This window comes from Bacillus sp. TE8-1, from assembly GCF_008368855.1.
Lineage (GTDB): Bacteria > Bacillota > Bacilli > Bacillales > Bacillaceae_G > Bacillus_A > Bacillus_A cereus.
Genome location: NZ_QPET01000011.1, coordinates 108,267 through 125,497 on the forward strand (window position 1 = coordinate 108,267; position 17,231 = coordinate 125,497).

The window sequence follows — 17,231 nt, forward strand, 5'->3', positions numbered from 1 at the left end:
ATTACCTTTTTATTTTTCTTGAAGTTTGTCATAATAATATTATTGTCTCAGTTTTCTTATACAAGGAGAGTTGTATTTATGTCGTTTTCATGGAAACGTTTCTTACAAATCGGGAAAATTATCTTCCCATTTGTTGTATTAACAATTGTATTCTTTCAAGCAAAAAAAGAATTAGCGGGCATTTCTTTTTTAGAAGCGATTGATACAATTAAAAACATTCCAACTGGAGGAGTCTTTTTAGCAATTACACTTGGTGCATTCGCTGTATCAACAATGTTCTTTTATGACTATGTTATGCTTCGTTACTTAAAAGCTGATATTCCTGTCCAAAAGATTTTCCGTATCTCGTGGATTGCTAATACTTTAAATGGATTTATCGGGTTTGGTGGTCTTGTTGGAGCCGGCGTACGCACAATGCTTTATCGTCCATATATAAAAGAAAATGGAAAACTTATTAAAAGTATCGCTTGGATGACAACTGCCTTTATTAATGGATTAGCCATTCTTTCATTTCTTGGTCTTATCGGAATATTAGACACGAGATTTATTTTGCATGAAAAACCATGGCTATGGCCTGTTCTTATCTTCTTCGCTCTTTTCGTCCCTATATATATCGGATTTTCTAAATTAAAAAATAGAAAAGCGACGCAAACAGAGGAACAAGAAGAAGAGGAGAAAAACCCAACTGTTTTATACTCATTAGTTTCATTAGTCGAATGGGTATCTGCTGGTATTGTTATGTACGTCATATTACTATTATTTGGCATTGAAATCGAATTCCAAAAGTTTTTAGGCGTATATGTTATTGCTGCTTTAGCTGGTGTCGTTAGCCTTGTTCCTGGTGGCCTTGGATCATTTGATCTTGTCTTCTTAACTGGGCTTGGGCAATACGGTATCGATACAGGTGTTTTACTCCCTGCTATGTTATTATATCGTCTCGTCTATTACATCTTGCCCTTCTGCCTTGGTCTCATTTTTGCAGCTTTTGAAATGACAGGAGTAGCCATTAAAAAGTTTGAAGATAAACCTTTTATTGCGCCTGCATTAGAGACAACTGGTGTTATATGGACTTTGCAGCGTGACTTTCTAGGAAAGTTAGGTTCTTGGGCATCTGCTGCTTTAACAGTATTTGCTGGCTTAATGGTTATTTTATCAACCATTCTACCGACAAGTATAAATCGGGCACACGCCTTACATATTCTAGCTCCAAAACATCTTATTCAATTTTCTTTTAGCTTATCCCTAACATTCGGTATTCTCCTCCTCATTCTTTCGCGGGGGATATATTACGGAACAAAACGTTCTTATTATATGACGATTGTTTCTTTAATTGGAGCTGCTATTTTTAACACACTAAAAGGAATTGATGTTGAAGAAACTTTTATTTTATTAATCGTACTCGCTGTATTGTATATGCTTCGTAAAAGGTTTGTACGTGAGAAAATGGAAGTCTCACTTTCCGATATCGTAAAAGTTTTTATATTCCTACTTGTAACGTTATATTTATATAAAAACTTAGGTATTTTATTTGCAGGTGCAAAAGAAGCTTTCAAACCTGATTTTGTCGTTCGTAATATTACACAAGTGAAACGAAGTGCATTAGCAGCTGCCTTTTTTGTTCCTACTTTTTTACTAATTGGTTCACTCATTGCAAATCGTTATCGAAATGAATTTCCTGGGCAACCAGCTAATGATAAACGATTACAAAACTTCTTAGATGAACATGGTGGAAATGTGCTTAGTCATTTAGGTTTTTTAGGAGATAAACAGTTCTTTTTCAGTAGTGATGGAAAAGCACTCATTCTCTTCTCAATAACTGGAAAACGGCTTATTGTACTAGGTGATCCAATTGGGGACCCTTCCTCCTATCGTACTGTATTGCAAGAGTTTTTAGCTGAGGCTGATCGATTTGGATACATTTGTGTATTCTATCAAATTGAAAGTAAATGGATGAGTTTATACCACGATTTTGGTTATAACTTCTTTAAGCTTGGTGAAGAAGCTGTTGTTGATTTAAATACCTTTACAATAACAGGAAAGAAACGCGCTGGCATGCGAGCTACTTTCAACCGTTTTGAAAGAGAAGGCTATACATTCTCTATTCATGAGCCACCTTTCTCCGACGAATTATATGAAGAGTTAAGAAAAGTTTCAGATGCATGGCTTGGTGGAAAAAAAGAGAAAGGTTTTTCACTCGGATACTTCGATCGTGAATATATTAGTCGCGCTCCTATCGCAACATTATCTGATGCGGATGGAAAAATTATTGCATTCACAACATTCATGCCTGTATATCAAAACGGATCATTATCTGTCGATTTAATGCGATATTATCCAGATGCGCCTAGCGGCATTATGGACGCAATTTTCATCCACTTATTCCAGTGGGCAAAAGAAAATGAATACCACTCCTTTAATATCGGTATGGCACCACTTTCAAATGTTGGTTTATCCACACAGTCTTTCTGGTCTGAACGAGTGGCTGCTGCAATCTTTAATAACGTTCGTTATACGTATAGTTTCAGCGGATTACGACATTTTAAAGAAAAATATAAACCAGCATGGAGCGGTAAATATTTAGCATTTAGGAAGAATCATTCTTTACCAATTACAATGCTCTCTGTAACAAAATTAATAGGAAAAAGAAAAAACAGCTAAATTCTTAGCTGTTTTTTCTTTTTTGAACTTGTACAATAAATTCTTTTTCATACTTCTTACCATTTATATAGAAATTCCCCCACATTTTATACGTGCCCTCGGCAGGAAATGTAATTCGGTATTGTAATTGCTCATCCGTATCTACAGGCATAGCGTATAAAAAATTCTCCTTCGTTTCATCCACTATATAGAGTGACTCTACTTCTCCTCTCTCTGAATGCAATTTCAATTTTTCACCCTTTTTCGCTTGAAACTGAAATGTTAACGTAACTGGTTCATTCGGATGTAATGCGCCAAATAAAAGAGAAACTTCATACTCTCCTATTTTTTTTGTAAGTACACTGTCGATTGGAAATTTCACTTTTTTCTTATTGTTCTCCTCTTTCGTTCTACCAAAATTCTTCCTAGCGAATGACTCTACGGACTTATTTTTGTCTTCGTATAAAAATATTGTATATTCTTCGTCTTTCGCTATTTTGGAAGATAACTTATATGACCCGTTCCCTGCAAATGTGGGTTTAATTTGTTGTATGTTTTTTAACTGTCCATCTACAATCACTGCCCGCATTTGATCATTTACACCACGAATTTCATTATTCTTGTTGTTTAACAACTGAAATACAATATCTACTTTCTCATTTCCCTTTCCATTTGAAACATCCCACTTTACTTCCTGAACATCTCCTACAGTCTCTTCGTTTTCTTGATATTTTTTTATGTAAAATCCTCCTGCCACAATAAGTACTAACGCAATAAGCCCAATGACAAGATTTTTCAAAACATCACCTACCATTTTTATTGTCTCTATTCATACAAAACTTCTTAAGATATATATTCTAGATTATGATTTATGAAATCCTCCTATTTTGTACATATTACAAATAATAAAAAGATTTTAATTGAAAGGATTCGTAGTGTATAATGCAAATGATATTGATTTCTATCAATACATTATAAGGAGGACTTTTTTATGAGTGTACATATCGAAGCAAAACAAGGCGAAATCGCTGAATCTATTCTATTACCTGGTGATCCATTACGTGCAAAATATATCGCTGAAACATTTCTAGAGGACGTTACTTGCTATAATAATGTGCGTGGTATGTTAGGTTTCACTGGAACTTATAAAGGAAAACGTGTATCTGTTCAAGGTACAGGTATGGGTGTTCCTTCTATTTCTATTTATGTAAACGAATTAATCCAAAGCTACGGAGTTAAAAATTTAATTCGCGTTGGAACTTGCGGTGCAATTCAAAAAGATGTAAAAGTTCGTGATGTTATTATCGCAATGACGGCTTGTACTGATTCTAATATGAACCGTTTAACATTCCCAGGATTTGATTTTGCACCAGCTGCAAACTTTGACCTTTTAAAGAAAGCTTATGATGCTGGAACTGAAAAAGGATTACACGTTCGTGTCGGTAACGTTTTAACAGCAGATGTGTTTTATCGTGAAAGCATGGACATGGTTAAAAAACTTGGAGATTACGGTGTATTAGCAGTAGAAATGGAAACAACTGCTCTTTACACATTAGCAGCGAAATACGGTGTAAATGCATTATCTGTATTAACAGTTAGCGATCACATCTTCACTGGCGAAGAAACAACATCTGAAGAGCGTCAAACTACATTTAACGAAATGATTGAAATCGCTTTAGATGCAGCAATTCAACAATAATTACACTAAAGAACTTGTCATACGTCTGGCGAGTTCTTTTTATGTGACTTTTTATAAATAACTACTTTATAAAGAGACAGATTTCTCCCCTCTACTTTCTTGTAACGTTTGTTATAATGAAGTGAAACTTTAATCAGTGGAGGTTTTTTCCATCCCCCATTGATTATTAGTTGAACCAATCGGATTTTACGGGCAATTGATCTCCCGCCTAACTCCCTTGTATTCGCCGAATTTTGAAGTGGGAGTCTTATTGCCCGTTAAAGCGGGATAAAGAAATCATTTACAGTATTTCTCATAAGAGGTGACGCAGTGAAAAACAGAAGTATCGTCTTTAAACTATTTTTATTAACATCCACTTTATTTACAATCATATTCCTACTTTTTTTCCTAGGACAATCTCTATTTTTAGAGAAATTTTATATTAATAAGAAAGTAAAAACAGTCCAAACTGCTTTTGAAAAATTCGTAGATAATTATGATAAAAGTGATAAAAGTTATGAGCAGGTTAGAAAATTAAAACAAGAATTTCATGATAAAACAAATGCCGATATGCAGTTTTTGGATTCTAACGGTATTATTAAAAGTGATAACAATTACTATATCGATGTATTTAATCCCAACAATAATAAACAGTATTCTATTCCACTTAATAATCTTTTAACACCAGAAGAATATAATAAATTCGAAAATTTAGGTTTAAAAAAAGATGTAATAATCAATGTTGATGGAGTCGTACAAGAGAATAATATAATCACACCACAAAAATTAGGAACGAATTATAATCAATGGCAGAACGAACATTTCTATTCGGATTTTCAGTCAATTAATGGTAACCCTTCTAAGAACAGACTTGCAAGCCGATACAAATCTACAACTCGAATTGTCTTTACAGGTGTTATAACTAAGTTACAGCTCCCATCCAAAGCGGAGGTTCGTCTTGCAAATGATATTGAAACATTACAAGCCGTTCAATATTTTGCAGATATGATTAGAGAGGGAACTTCTAACTCGAACCAATTAAGTACTTTCATATTAGATGGCGGAGAAAATATAAAAAATAGTATCTTTGTAAAACCGATTATAGAAAATGGAAGGATTACAGAATACACTTTTGCGATAGCATCTTTGCAGCCTGTTAATGAAGCGATGCTCGTTTTAAAAGATTATTATGTCTATGCCTTAATCATCGTGTTTCTCGTAATTATTTTGTTATCCTTCTACTACTCAAAAATCATTGTTAAGCCATTAATTAAAATAAATCGTGTTACAAAAAAAATGGCTAATTTTGATTTCAGCGAGAAATTACCTGTTACAGCTGACGATGAAATTGGCGGGCTTTCTGGCAGTATCAATACATTATCTGTAAATTTAAAAGATCGAATCGATCGATTAAATGTTGCTAATACAAAGTTACAACAAGATATTGAACGTGAACGTCAATTAGAAAAAACAAGAAAAGAATTCATTTCTGGCGTATCACACGAATTAAAAACACCGCTAAGTGTAATTAGAAGTTTTGCAGAAGGAATTAAAGATGGTGTTAGTAAGGATACTTCGTATTATACTGATGTTATTTTAGAAGAAACAGAAAATATGAACAGGCTGATTGTTGAAATGTTAGAATTAGCAAAGTTGGAATCTGGTACTTACAAACTAGATATGACGACGTTCTCAATCGGTGAATTAACGCAACAAGTCTACACAAAATTATTATTTAGCATGGAAGAAAAACATTTACAAGTGAACATCGATGCAGACTCTTCTATACTTGTTAAAGCAAATCGCAGTCGCATTGAGCAAGTAGTTGTGAACTTACTAAGTAATGCAATCCGTTATACGCCAGAGGGAGAAAAAATACAAGTCTCCATTATAGAAGCAGAAGATACCGTAAAAGTCGAAATCGAGAATACAGGAAACCCTATCCCTGAAGAAAGTCTTGAAAAAATTTGGGATCGCTTCTATCGTCTAGATGCATCGCGTAGCCGTCACACTGGAGGTACCGGTCTCGGATTATCTATTGTAAAAAACATTTTAGACCTCCATCATGCCGAGTATGGTGTGTATAATACGACTAACAGTGTTGTATTCTATTTCAATTTACAAAAAGTAAAAGAAGTCAAATAATTTGTCTTAATTTCACTAGGAGTTCACATGAAATTCACACTCTCCCTTTATAGTAAGAAACAAGTTAATCCTTTCCTTTACACATATAAAAGAGGAGAGTGCGTGAAATGAAACAAGCAGGACAACCTATTCAAAATGAAAAACAATTAGAAACTATCAAAAATATACTTTTACAATCTTCGAAACGTGATGGCTTATTATTCGTATTAGCTGTAAATTCTGGCTTAAAAGTAAGTGAAATCTTACAATTAAAAGTTAGTGATGTAATCGATGAAAATGAAAATGTTCGCCATTCCATTTTATTTTACAATGAAAAAGTGAAGAAACATAAATGGTTTGCTGTAAATGAAGACTTACAGCACGCAATCGAAGACTACATGAAAGAACGTAAAACTTGGAAACGTAATGAACCATTGTTAAAATCTCAAAAAGGAACAAAATCTATTACGAGACAACATGCATGGTACATTTTAAACAAAGCTGCAAAAGAAGTTGGATTAGAAGGGATTAGCTCACATACACTTCGAAAAACTTGGGGTTATTGTGCATACAAATCAGGTGTTGATATCGCATTTTTACAACACTTCTTTGATCACAGTACTCCATCAAAAACTTTAAAGTATATCGGTATTGCTTAATAACTCTTATACATAAAAAAGGTTACCATTTGAAAATTTGGTAACCTTTTTTATATTTCATATTCTCTTTTCTTGTCTCTCCTATACTGTAGTGGTACTCTAATAATAAGGGGGAGAAATTATGAACACACTTACAATTGAATTACCAAAAGAAACGGCTGAAAAACTTGATTTATTAAAACAAGCTTATGAAAAGAAAACAGGTGCTTCTATCTCTGAGAGCACTCTCGTTCAAACACTTATCTCAAAAGAATTTATCCAGGCGATAACTCCTTTTGATTTACAACAATTCGTCAACGGAAAAGAACAGCATTAATGCTGTTCTTTTTTTATCTCTATTTAAAATATACAAAGTTTTTTATATATTTTTAGAAAAACTATTGACAATGATAATGATAACCATTATCATTTATTATGAAGCCAACAATTGATGAATCAACCAAACGCTCAGTAACATTGTTACCCCTCTTTTTCATATAGAAAGGCACTGTACATTCCCCCTGTTTGTACAGTGCCTTTCTTGTTTATTATCATTCAAAAAAATTTAATTGCTCCGGCTTCGGCTCACCATATGTAATGTTCATCATTTTCATAAGCTGTTTCGCATTATCTGCTGCATCGCCGCCCGAATTATTGTTAAATAGTACGTATATGTCCTTTGTCTTCTTTTTTAATTGTTCTAGTCTTTCTACCCATTCTTCTAATTCTTTATTGTTGTAGCGATATAAGCAACGCACCGCTCTCCAATTTTCCCCTTTATCAAGCCAGCCATGAACATTCCGGCCATGAAAACGTATTAACACCATCTCTGCATTCGTTACTTCTAATACAAGCGGTACTGAACCCATCCCTGCCTGTGGCTCATCACAAATTGTATGAATCCATTTCTCCAGCTCTAGGAACTGTAACGTCTTATCTCTCATTTTTGGATAAAACCATGTTTGATTTCGAAATTCTATCGCACACGGCAAACCTTCCATTTTTTCTTTTGTATATCGGAGAAAATCTACATTTTTCTTTTTACAATCAAACCATGGTGGATATTGAAATAAAATCGTTTTTAATTTACCAGCTTCAATTAAAGGAAGAATAGATTGTTTATATACATCAAACATCTCATCGAACGTAGAAAAAGGAATTTCACCTTTCATATGTCCTGTCATTCCTTGATATGCTTTTACGATAAAAGAAAAATCTTTCGGTGTTTCCATTGCCCATTTTGTATAGTTTCGTGCAGGTTGCATCGCATAAAATGAGCTATCCACTTCTACTATAGGAAAATACTCGCTGTATGTTCGTAATTTATTTCTATTTTCATAGGGATTTATGTATAAAGAATCATGATCTCCCCATCCTGTCACTCCAATAAACAGCACATATACCCCTCCCTTTTTAACTTCATCTTCTATTCACTTTCCAAACACTTTGCATCATGTAGCCTTTTCTTTAAGAGTATCCTTATAAAAATATGATATACTATATGGAAGAATTTTTAAAATGAGGGGTTATTTATTTATGCTTCCAAACGATGCTACTGTATCTCATGAAAAACGAATTGAAGAACTAGAAAATAAAGTACGTTTTTATGAAGAACTTGTGAATCAATTACCACATCATTTCACATACAAAAATCCACATATTGGTTTACGAATAAAGAAAACTAGAACAACCCATTCCATTCAAGAAATACCAAAAGAGAATAAAGAGGCTCATTTTCAACTTACTTGTGATTCATTATTTTTATTTGAACAACTCGAAAAACACTTTGTACATATTTTTGATGCCTTTTCACATCATGTAACCTTTGTCGATAGTAAAGGGAATATTACTTTATGTAATCAAGTTGCTGCAGATGATTTCGGTGTAATACGAAATGATATTATCGGAAAACCGATTCAACAATTACTAAACTTGCCGGAAGAAAAAATTAAAGCGATTGAAACATTAAAAACGGGAACAGAAATATATAATGAAGAAGTTTTAGACAAAAACTATGGCATTATAAATAACCGAATTATTCGCGATTATAACGGGGAGATTTTTAGGGTTATTAGTGTCTTTCATTATTTAAATACAGAACGTGATGCAGAGAAGTTTTCGTTAGCAGGGCGAATCGCAGCTGGAATTGCACACGAAGTACGAAATCCTCTTACAACAGTACGAGGATACTTACAATTTTTACAAGAAAGCGTTTCTCCATCAAATAAAGAGTTATTTAAAAATTTGCTTATCCCTGAATTAGATCGTGCAAATAATATTATTACAAAATTTTTAGCCATTTCAAAAACACGGGAATTTACAAGAGAACCGTTTCCCATTAATACATTTTTACGTGACTATATTCAACAGTTACTAGTTAGTGAAGTTTCCTTGCATAATATTTCAATTGATTATAACTTCTCTAATGAATTAGATGATATTTTAGTCAATATTGATCGACATGAACTTGTTCAAGTGTTTTTAAATCTATTTCAAAATGCCGTCGATGCTCAAGGCGACAAACCTCTTTCTATTCAAATTACTAGTTATCGCCTTGATAACTTCGTTCGGATTACTTTCACAGATAATGGAATTGGTATTCCTCCAGCTATTCAAGAATATATCTTTGATCCATTCTTCTCAACGAAGGATTCGGGAACAGGACTAGGCTTGTCAGTAACAAAAAAAATCATCCAAAATCATAACGGCACGCTCAAAATGACTAGTGCTTCAAACGGTACAACTTTCACTATTTCTATTCCAATCTTACCTAAAACAACCCTTGAAAAATTAAATCAATGTAAATAAAGGACTAATGCACGAACTACATGCCAATTGTTAAACACTCCCAACAATTAGCATGTAGTTTTTTATGTTGCACTTTTCTTCTTTACATTATATAAACCTTTCTCTATATCTTACTTATTTCTTTCTAGGTGGGCCAATTTCTTATTTTTTTAGAAATGGTAGTTTGTCCATCACGAATTTAGTATAAATTTCATTTTAATATATAGTAATGACTAATGATTCTATGAAAGAAAAGAATGAAAAGATGAACAATAAAAATAAAGGAAAAGTATTTTATGGTAATGATTGTTGCGAAGTAAGAGCATGTAGCCATATTAACATCCCTAAGTCAGAACTCACAGAATTTGTTAGACTTCTTCAAACTCTTGGTCAAGCTATTCTAGTTCAATATGGATCTGGTTGCCTAGGCGGAGGAACTACGGGGACTACTGGTGCTCAAGGGGCTCAACAAGGACCTGCGGGCGATACAACTGCGACACTATCTGTCTTCCGAATTTACTAACCACAATTTCCGAAAATATTTTGGGAGGACTAAGCACATTTATAAGTAATAGATGTGATTTTGATTGACTATTAAATCTCTCTTTTAATAAAAAGGAGCACTTGTTTGGGAGGATAAGTGCTCCTTCTTTACGTTTCTTTACCTCAAATTTACTCTATCTTAATCCTCATTTTGTATGATAAATAATGAAGTCAAAGATATGAAAGAGGGATGAAAAATGAGAGTTATGTCACCGATACGCATTTGGATTGCTCTTATGATATGCATTATTTTATGTGTAGGATTTTTTTTAACTCTAAAATATTCCACTATTTCAAAAGCAGAGAGAAAAACAGTTCCATACACACTTTTGTATACGAAACAAAACAACATCCTTTATTCCAATTCCACAAATAATGAAAAAAAAGTTATAAAAGGAATGCTTATTACGGAAGCTCCTAGTTACGAAACTCTACTTCAAATTGCTGAAACGATTAAAAATCAATATACAAATAAAGGAATTGATGAAATCACGCTGTCTATCCATAATGAAAATAATGGTAGTTATGAAGAAGAATTACTATACGAACCGATTAGTAAAGGAACAATAATCATCACATACGATTCCCAATCCTTTGGCAGTACGAACATTACTCTTAATGAATAGTAGCATTTACCTCACAAATTATGAGCAAACTTTATTTTTCACATGAGAAAGAGGCGAATAACGAAATTCGCCTCTTTTTTTACCATAATGATGGAATCCACTCTTTCACTTTATTAAACCACTCTTGCTGTTCTTTTTTCCTTTGTTGTTCTTCTTCTTGCCTTTTCTTTTCTTCTTCTTTTCTTCGCTTTTCTTCTTCAATTGTTTGCAATTGTTTTTTATAGTCCGCTTCAGATATTAACGACAATTGGAACGCTTTTTGGGCTGGGTTTGCATTTGCTTTTTTCATGATATCCCGGAACATCGTCGTTGTAATTTGACTACCACCTGGAACATAATGCTCGCTATCTGTTTTGTCATATCCTACCCAAATCGCACCTACTAAATCTGGTGTGTATCCTACAAACCACGAGTCCTTTGCCCCTACGCTCGGACCATTTACAAGTTGAGTAGTCCCTGTCTTTCCTGCTGTATCAACATTAGTAACTTTCGCTTTTCCACCTGTTCCCTTTTCTACAACACCTTTTAATAAATACGTCATCTTTTGAGCAATTTTCTCACTCGTCACTCGTGTCTCTTTCTTATACCATTTCCCTATTATTTCTCCTTCAGCATTTTGAACTTCTCTAATTGCATGAGCCTCTACTTGAACCCCATCATTAGCAAATGTACTATATGCTTGGGCCATTACAAATGGTGATGTCCCTACATGCATCCCACCTAAAGCAATTGGATACGTACGGTCTTCTGGTACTAATGGAATACCAAATCGCTCTAAAGATTTCAATCCTTTATCTAATCCTATTTGTTCTAATAGCCACACAGCGGAAACATTATACGACTTTGCTACCGCTTCATACATTGTCACATTACCATGAAAAGCCTGATCACTATTTTTCGGTTCATATTCTTTAATATGAAATGGTTCATCCTTTAATATATCGTATACTTCATACCCTTGTTCTAAAGCGGGTACATATACAGCTAGAGGCTTTAACGTTGAACCTGGTTGTCTTTTTAATTGCGTAGCATGATTAAATTGTAAAAACTGATATGGTCCTCTACCACCAACTAAAGCTGGAACACCGCCTGTTTTGGGATTTATAAGGACTACACCCGTTTGCATAAGTTGATCTGAGCCACTATCTTTGAAATAACTATCATTATTCACAACATCTTCTACAGCTTGTTGTTTTTTCGGGTCAAGCTCTGTATAAATACGATAACCACCCGCTAAAATTTCATTTTGTGTTAATTCGTACTTTTCCATCGCTTCTCTAACAATATAGTCTACATATTGAGAGTATTTTCCCTTGTATTTATCATCAACGCCACGTTTTAACACAAGTCCGCTCTCTTTTTCTTTATTATACTGTTCGTCAGAAATATACCCTTGCTCTTTCATTAAACTTAATACGACATTACGTCTTTCAATTGACTTGTTAAAGTTTTTATAAGGTGAATACGCAGATGGTGCTTTAATCAAGCCCGCAATCGTTGCAGCTTCTGAAATTGTTAAATCTTTTACATCTTTATCAAAATAAGATTTAGCTGCCCTTTTTATACCCCAAGCACCTTCACCAAAATAAATTTGGTTCATATACATTTCAATGATTTCATCTTTCGTATACGTGCGCTCTATTTTTTTCGTTAAAAAATATTCCTTTATTTTTCGGGAGTATGTGCGGTCTTGTGTCAGAAATACATTTTTCGCAAGTTGTTGTGTTATTGTACTTCCCCCTGCTACAACTTCTCCTGCTGTAATATTTTTAAAAACCGCACTTATAATTCCACTATAATAAATACCATGATGGTTAAAAAATTCCTTATCTTCTACTGCAACAATTGCCTGAACCATAATATCAGGAATATCTTTTCTTTTAACGCCTTCTGTTTTCGAAGAAGCTAATTTAGTTGCGACCTCATTATTTGCATCATAAATTAAAGTCGGTTGTGGAACAGCTTGTTTTAATTCAGATATGTCTTGAATGGAAATTATTATATTTACAGCAATAAATAGAGTAACGAATACACTTCCCAATACAATTAATGAATTACGAAGTTTCTTCCTCTTATTGAACCACTCAAGCATTTTTTTAAAATGAGTGTTCTTCAATTTCATTCGTTCACTTCCTTCATTTATTTACACTCTTCTTTTTAAAAGGAAGAATATACCGCCTTTTAAATTTATTATAATAACGTAGTCATTCCTATAGTGTAAAGCTTTTCTTTTGCATTCATACTTTTTGCAAGAAAAGGACATTCTACAAGTAAGATATTCACTATTGGATATTAATATTATTAATAGAACAACGAGAGTTATGTTAAGTTTTTGTAAACTTTTCGATAAAATGTTTTAAAAAACGACAGTTTTTTGTTAGAATTGATTAGCCAATATATTTTACATATATTACTTTTGTGGGGGTAACAATAATGGTCTTTAAATCAAAAAAAGATAAATTTTCTGAAATGCTAATGAATGTTTCCGAAAATTTAAAAGAAGGCGCGCAGTTTTTCGTGGAGTATAAAATTAAAAATGCTAGCGATTTAAAAGAGTTTTCTATGCGCATGAAAGAGTATGAGTCAAAAGGTGACTCATTTATTCACGAAATCATTATGGAGTTAAACAAAGCGTTTATCACTCCGATTGAGCGTGAGGACATCCTACAACTTGCAATGAGTATGGATGATGTATTAGACGGATTAGATCACAGTGCTGGTCTGTTCGAAATGTATTCTATTACAGAAGCTGATGAATACATGATTAAATTCGTAGAAGCAATTAATCAATGTGCGATTGAGATTGCAAACTCTGTTGAATTAATGTCTAACAAAAAATTAGTCGACATTCGTACAAATGCGATTAAAATTAAGGATTATGAATCACAGTGTGATGATATTCGCCGTCATGCGATTAAGAACTTATTCTCTCGTGAAAAAGATCCGATTAAGATTATTCAATTTAAAGAGATTTACGAAGAGCTTGAAGAAGTAGCTGATAGCTGTCAAAGCGTTGCAAACGTATTAGAAACAATTATTATGAAGAACGCGTAAGGAGTTTGATCATGGATACACTCTTGATACTGACCGTTTTAGTAGTCATTTGCGCTTTAGCTTTTGACTTTATCAATGGATTTCACGATACAGCAAACGCTATTGCAACGGCTGTTTCAACGAAAGCTCTAAAGCCTAGACATGCCATTATTATGGCGGCTATTATGAACTTTTTGGGCGCAATGACATTTACAGGTGTAGCAAAAACGATTACAAAAGATATCGTTGATCCATTCGCCTTACAAAATGGTTCTCTTGTAATTTTAGCTGCTTTGCTTGCGGCAATAGCTTGGAACTTAATTACTTGGTACTACGGTATTCCAAGTAGTTCTTCGCATGCAATTATCGGCTCAATCGCAGGTGCAGCAATTGCGGCCGCTGGGATTAGCTCGCTAAATCTTAAAGGATTTATTAAAATTATTGAAGCTTTAATCATTTCACCGATTATCGCTTTCGTTATTGGTTATACCGTATACAGTATTTTTAAAGTAGTATTTAAAAACTTTAACTTAACAAAAACGAATAAGAACTTCCGTATATTCCAGATTTTCACTGCAGCATTACAAGCCTACACACACGGTACGAATGATGCACAAAAAGCAATGGGAATCATTACGATGGCTCTTATGGCTAATAACTATCATACTTCTAGCGATATCCCGTTCTGGGTACAATTATCTTGTGCTATCGCAATGGGGCTTGGTACTTCTGTCGGCGGATGGAAAATTATTAAAACTGTCGGTGGACAAATTATGAAAATTCGTCCTGTAAATGGTGTAGCTGCCGATTTATCATCATCACTTGTTATTTTCGGTGCAACATTCATTCACTTACCGGTTAGTACGACGCACGTTATCTCTTCTTCTATTTTAGGGGTTGGTGCTTCTCACCGTGTGAAAGGGGTAAAATGGGGAACTGCAAAACGCATGTTAATTACATGGGTTATTACACTTCCTATTTCAGCTTCTTTAGCTGCTCTGTTTTACTACCTATTACATTTTGTTTTCTAATCAAAAGTCGTCTTCCTTATTTTTCTAGGAAGACGACTTTTTTGTGAACAAGCCTATTTCTCATTAAAAAGCGTGTATAATAATTGGTGGATAAGTTATTTAGAGGAGTTGGCAATTTTGGAATACATCATGTTACTTTTCATCGGACTAATCGCCGGAACAGTCGGCAGCCTAGTTGGGCTTGGAGGCGGAATTATTATTGTTCCGTTATTAATTGGATTACACAGTTTATCACCACAACTTGCAGTAGGGACTTCTATGGTAACAGTCGTTTTCACAGGACTATCTTCCACCCTTACTTACATGAAGCATAAGCGAGTAGATTATAAAAGTGGACTTATTTTATTTATCGGAAGCGGCCCTGGTGGTATTATCGGATCATGGGCAAATAAATTTTTAAACCAAGACACATTTTCTTTATACTTTGGGATTTTCCTTATATTCGTCTCAATTCTACTTATGCTTCGAGACAAATTAAAACCTCTTTCCCTCTCAAATACGTCTGTAATTAAGCGTTCTTTTACAGATAATGATGGAAATACTGTACACTACCAATTCCCACCGTTTCTTGCTATCTTTATCGCCTTTATAGTTGGGTTTATATCTGGATTATTTGGAATTGGTGGCGGTGCCTTACTTGTTCCAGCAATGATGCTTCTTTTTGCATTCCCAGCACATATTGCAGTAGCAACTTCAATGTTCATCGTATTTCTATCAGCAATTGTAAGTTCTGCAACTCACATCTCACTTGGAAATGTCAGCTGGATTTATGCATTAATCCTGATTCCGGGTGCATGGATTGGCGGAAAAATCGGGGCTTACATTAATACAAAACTAAGTGGTAACGCCGTAATTAATTTATTACGTATTACGTTGATTATTCTTGGAACTAGATTAATCATTATTTCCCTTTTATAACGTATTCTTTTTAGAATGCGTTTTTCTTATACACATGAATATAAAAATCCTCCGAGGAGAACAAATAAAATTAAACAAACACATAATAACATATAATTTGAAATATGTACTTTCTTCAAGTTGACCACTCCTATAACTGCGACTGTTATCTTTATGATAGCGAAAAAATAGTTCACTTGCAGTTACAGAGTGCTAACAATGCAAAATCAATTATTACAAATTTTATCCTTATATTTCATTTCTTTGTATATTCTATCGATTTAATAAAAAAAGATGTCATATTGACATCTTTTTTAATGAAGAAGTGACCACCCCATGAAGTCTTCATGTACTTGGCACGCCCTCTTATCGTTTCGATCATATAATTCAGCATAGCTATCTGTTTCTTCATCATAAGCCATCGTATAAATAATTTGGCCGTCTACTTCAACGGATAAAACGACTCCACCTTTCATCTCTTCTACATGAATGATAGCATTCGCCGGAATTCTCATATCCGTCATTCTCATCGCATCTAACAATATACTAAACCCCCTACAGCGTATTCATTGCTAGTACTATTACACACTAAATAGTATACTACTGTAATAGCATACATTTCGTCAATGAAATTGCTGTTGAAATAGCATATTGTCTATATACATATACGCTAAAATAGAAGAAATAGAAACATATTAATGGGGGGCTAACATTGATTCTACACAAAGGAGATGTACTATTCCGTCAAGGCGAGGACGGTCCTTTATACTTTATAAAAACAGGCTTATTAAAAGTAGTTCGGCTAGAAGAAGACGGAACACCATTTTTATTCAACATTATCGTTCCAGGTGAAACGATACCTCATCATTCTTTAATTTCACCGAAAGAATATCACGGTACAGCTATCGCTTTAATAAAAACAGAAGTGGAACCGATCACTAGTAGTGAATGGTACGAGAGACTTCAAGCAAATCCCGAATCGTATGCTAACATCGCTATGCAATTGCAATCTAAATTAAGAATGATGCAACAACGAATTGATCAATTGACAACCGTCTCTCCGAAAGAACGTCTTCATCGTTTACAAGAATGGTTCACCCTATATTTAGGTGACATTCCTATATATGAAATATTAACACAAACCGAAATTGGTCAACTGATAGGTATACGTCGTGAAACAGTAAACCGTTTATTACGAGAACAAATAAAAAACGAGGTAAAATAAATACCTCGTTTT

16 protein-coding genes are annotated in these 17,231 nt (G+C 33.9%); 12 read left to right on the forward strand and 4 right to left on the reverse strand.

The annotated features are described in order from the left end of the window. The first annotated feature begins 78 nt into the window (after positions 1-78). On the forward strand, positions 79-2,658 hold the full coding sequence (gene mprF, locus DN404_RS08835) for a bifunctional lysylphosphatidylglycerol flippase/synthetase MprF (RefSeq protein WP_000010848.1): 2,580 nt from the start codon (positions 79-81) through the stop codon (positions 2,656-2,658). A 4-nt stretch (positions 2,659-2,662) separates the two neighbouring features. On the opposite strand, the gene DN404_RS08840 is transcribed toward mprF, so the two are convergent. Next, positions 2,663-3,451 carry a hypothetical protein gene (locus tag DN404_RS08840; RefSeq protein WP_000232610.1) on the reverse strand — a complete coding sequence of 263 codons (789 nt, stop codon included), beginning with the start codon at positions 3,449-3,451 and terminating at the stop codon, positions 2,663-2,665. Positions 3,452-3,628: 177 nt separating this feature from the next. On the opposite strand from DN404_RS08840, the gene deoD reads away from it, so the two are divergent. The 4 genes from deoD to DN404_RS08865 all read left to right on the forward strand — a co-directional run bounded on the left by deoD (position 3,629) and on the right by DN404_RS08865 (position 7,414). Then, positions 3,629-4,336, forward strand: a complete 708-nt coding sequence (gene deoD / locus DN404_RS08845; RefSeq protein WP_000110707.1) for a purine-nucleoside phosphorylase — start codon at positions 3,629-3,631, stop codon at positions 4,334-4,336. Between the two features lie 309 nt (positions 4,337-4,645). Beyond that, positions 4,646-6,460 carry a sensor histidine kinase gene (locus DN404_RS08855; RefSeq protein WP_149214978.1) on the forward strand — a complete coding sequence of 605 codons (1,815 nt, stop codon included), beginning with the start codon at positions 4,646-4,648 and terminating at the stop codon, positions 6,458-6,460. Between the two features lie 107 nt (positions 6,461-6,567). Next, the gene (locus DN404_RS08860; RefSeq protein WP_000806236.1) at positions 6,568-7,098 is read left to right on the forward strand and encodes a tyrosine-type recombinase/integrase; all 531 of its coding nucleotides are present in this window, start codon (positions 6,568-6,570) and stop codon (positions 7,096-7,098) included. Between the two features lie 121 nt (positions 7,099-7,219). Next, positions 7,220-7,414 carry a DUF3924 domain-containing protein gene (locus tag DN404_RS08865; RefSeq protein ID WP_001094860.1) on the forward strand — a complete coding sequence of 65 codons (195 nt, stop codon included), beginning with the start codon at positions 7,220-7,222 and terminating at the stop codon, positions 7,412-7,414. Positions 7,415-7,628: 214 nt separating this feature from the next. Here the strand turns inward: DN404_RS08865 and DN404_RS08870 are convergent, their stop codons facing one another. Continuing rightward, on the reverse strand, positions 7,629-8,474 hold the full coding sequence (locus DN404_RS08870) for a DUF72 domain-containing protein (protein ID WP_006924471.1): 846 nt from the start codon (positions 8,472-8,474) through the stop codon (positions 7,629-7,631). A gap of 139 nt (positions 8,475-8,613) precedes the next feature. Between DN404_RS08870 and DN404_RS08875 the strand changes: the two genes are divergently transcribed. The 3 genes from DN404_RS08875 to DN404_RS08885 all read left to right on the forward strand — a co-directional run bounded on the left by DN404_RS08875 (position 8,614) and on the right by DN404_RS08885 (position 11,033). Next, positions 8,614-9,885, forward strand: a complete 1,272-nt coding sequence (locus DN404_RS08875) for an ATP-binding protein (protein ID WP_000937247.1) — start codon at positions 8,614-8,616, stop codon at positions 9,883-9,885. 223 nt (positions 9,886-10,108) lie between these two features. Continuing rightward, positions 10,109-10,387: a hypothetical protein gene (locus tag DN404_RS08880; RefSeq protein WP_002023636.1), complete on the forward strand. Its 279-nt coding sequence runs from the start codon at positions 10,109-10,111 to the stop codon at positions 10,385-10,387. 217 nt (positions 10,388-10,604) lie between these two features. After that, positions 10,605-11,033 carry a hypothetical protein gene (locus tag DN404_RS08885; RefSeq protein WP_006915455.1) on the forward strand — a complete coding sequence of 143 codons (429 nt, stop codon included), beginning with the start codon at positions 10,605-10,607 and terminating at the stop codon, positions 11,031-11,033. Positions 11,034-11,112: 79 nt separating this feature from the next. On the opposite strand, the gene DN404_RS08890 is transcribed toward DN404_RS08885, so the two are convergent. Beyond that, positions 11,113-13,155, reverse strand: coding sequence for a transglycosylase domain-containing protein (locus DN404_RS08890; RefSeq protein ID WP_006915465.1), 2,043 nt, complete (start codon positions 13,153-13,155; stop codon positions 11,113-11,115). A gap of 311 nt (positions 13,156-13,466) precedes the next feature. Between DN404_RS08890 and DN404_RS08895 the strand changes: the two genes are divergently transcribed. The 3 genes from DN404_RS08895 to DN404_RS08905 all read left to right on the forward strand — a co-directional run bounded on the left by DN404_RS08895 (position 13,467) and on the right by DN404_RS08905 (position 16,015). Beyond that, entirely contained in the window at positions 13,467-14,087 is a 621-nt protein-coding gene (locus DN404_RS08895; RefSeq protein WP_000231449.1) for a DUF47 domain-containing protein, read from the forward strand. Between the two features lie 11 nt (positions 14,088-14,098). Next, positions 14,099-15,097 carry an inorganic phosphate transporter gene (locus DN404_RS08900; RefSeq protein WP_000380273.1) on the forward strand — a complete coding sequence of 333 codons (999 nt, stop codon included), beginning with the start codon at positions 14,099-14,101 and terminating at the stop codon, positions 15,095-15,097. A 117-nt stretch (positions 15,098-15,214) separates the two neighbouring features. Beyond that, complete coding sequence (locus DN404_RS08905) at positions 15,215-16,015, forward strand: sulfite exporter TauE/SafE family protein (protein ID WP_000455762.1); 801 nt, start codon at positions 15,215-15,217, stop codon at positions 16,013-16,015. Positions 16,016-16,308: 293 nt separating this feature from the next. On the opposite strand, the gene DN404_RS08910 is transcribed toward DN404_RS08905, so the two are convergent. Continuing rightward, positions 16,309-16,536, reverse strand: coding sequence for a hypothetical protein (locus DN404_RS08910; RefSeq protein ID WP_000883009.1), 228 nt, complete (start codon positions 16,534-16,536; stop codon positions 16,309-16,311). 170 nt (positions 16,537-16,706) lie between these two features. Between DN404_RS08910 and DN404_RS08915 the strand changes: the two genes are divergently transcribed. Further along, entirely contained in the window at positions 16,707-17,219 is a 513-nt protein-coding gene (locus DN404_RS08915) for a Crp/Fnr family transcriptional regulator (RefSeq protein WP_000600585.1), read from the forward strand. Positions 17,220-17,231: the final 12 nt, after the last annotated feature.

Bases quoted from the DNA above. Each gene is read 5' to 3' on its own strand.
- DN404_RS08885 (WP_006915455.1), top strand. From the start codon at position 10,605: ATGAGAGTTATGTCACCGATACGCATTTGGATTGCTCTTATGATATGC.
- DN404_RS08865 (WP_001094860.1), top strand. From the start codon at position 7,220: ATGAACACACTTACAATTGAATTACCAAAAGAAACGGCTGAAAAACTT.
- deoD (WP_000110707.1), top strand. From the start codon at position 3,629: ATGAGTGTACATATCGAAGCAAAACAAGGCGAAATCGCTGAATCTATT.
- DN404_RS08900 (WP_000380273.1), top strand. From the start codon at position 14,099: ATGGATACACTCTTGATACTGACCGTTTTAGTAGTCATTTGCGCTTTA.
- DN404_RS08840 (WP_000232610.1), bottom strand. From the start codon at position 3,451: ATGGTAGGTGATGTTTTGAAAAATCTTGTCATTGGGCTTATTGCGTTA.
- mprF (WP_000010848.1), top strand. From the start codon at position 79: ATGTCGTTTTCATGGAAACGTTTCTTACAAATCGGGAAAATTATCTTC.
- DN404_RS08880 (WP_002023636.1), top strand. From the start codon at position 10,109: ATGAAAGAAAAGAATGAAAAGATGAACAATAAAAATAAAGGAAAAGTA.
- DN404_RS08895 (WP_000231449.1), top strand. From the start codon at position 13,467: ATGGTCTTTAAATCAAAAAAAGATAAATTTTCTGAAATGCTAATGAAT.
- DN404_RS08890 (WP_006915465.1), bottom strand. From the start codon at position 13,155: ATGAAATTGAAGAACACTCATTTTAAAAAAATGCTTGAGTGGTTCAAT.
- DN404_RS08875 (WP_000937247.1), top strand. From the start codon at position 8,614: ATGCTTCCAAACGATGCTACTGTATCTCATGAAAAACGAATTGAAGAA.
- DN404_RS08860 (WP_000806236.1), top strand. From the start codon at position 6,568: ATGAAACAAGCAGGACAACCTATTCAAAATGAAAAACAATTAGAAACT.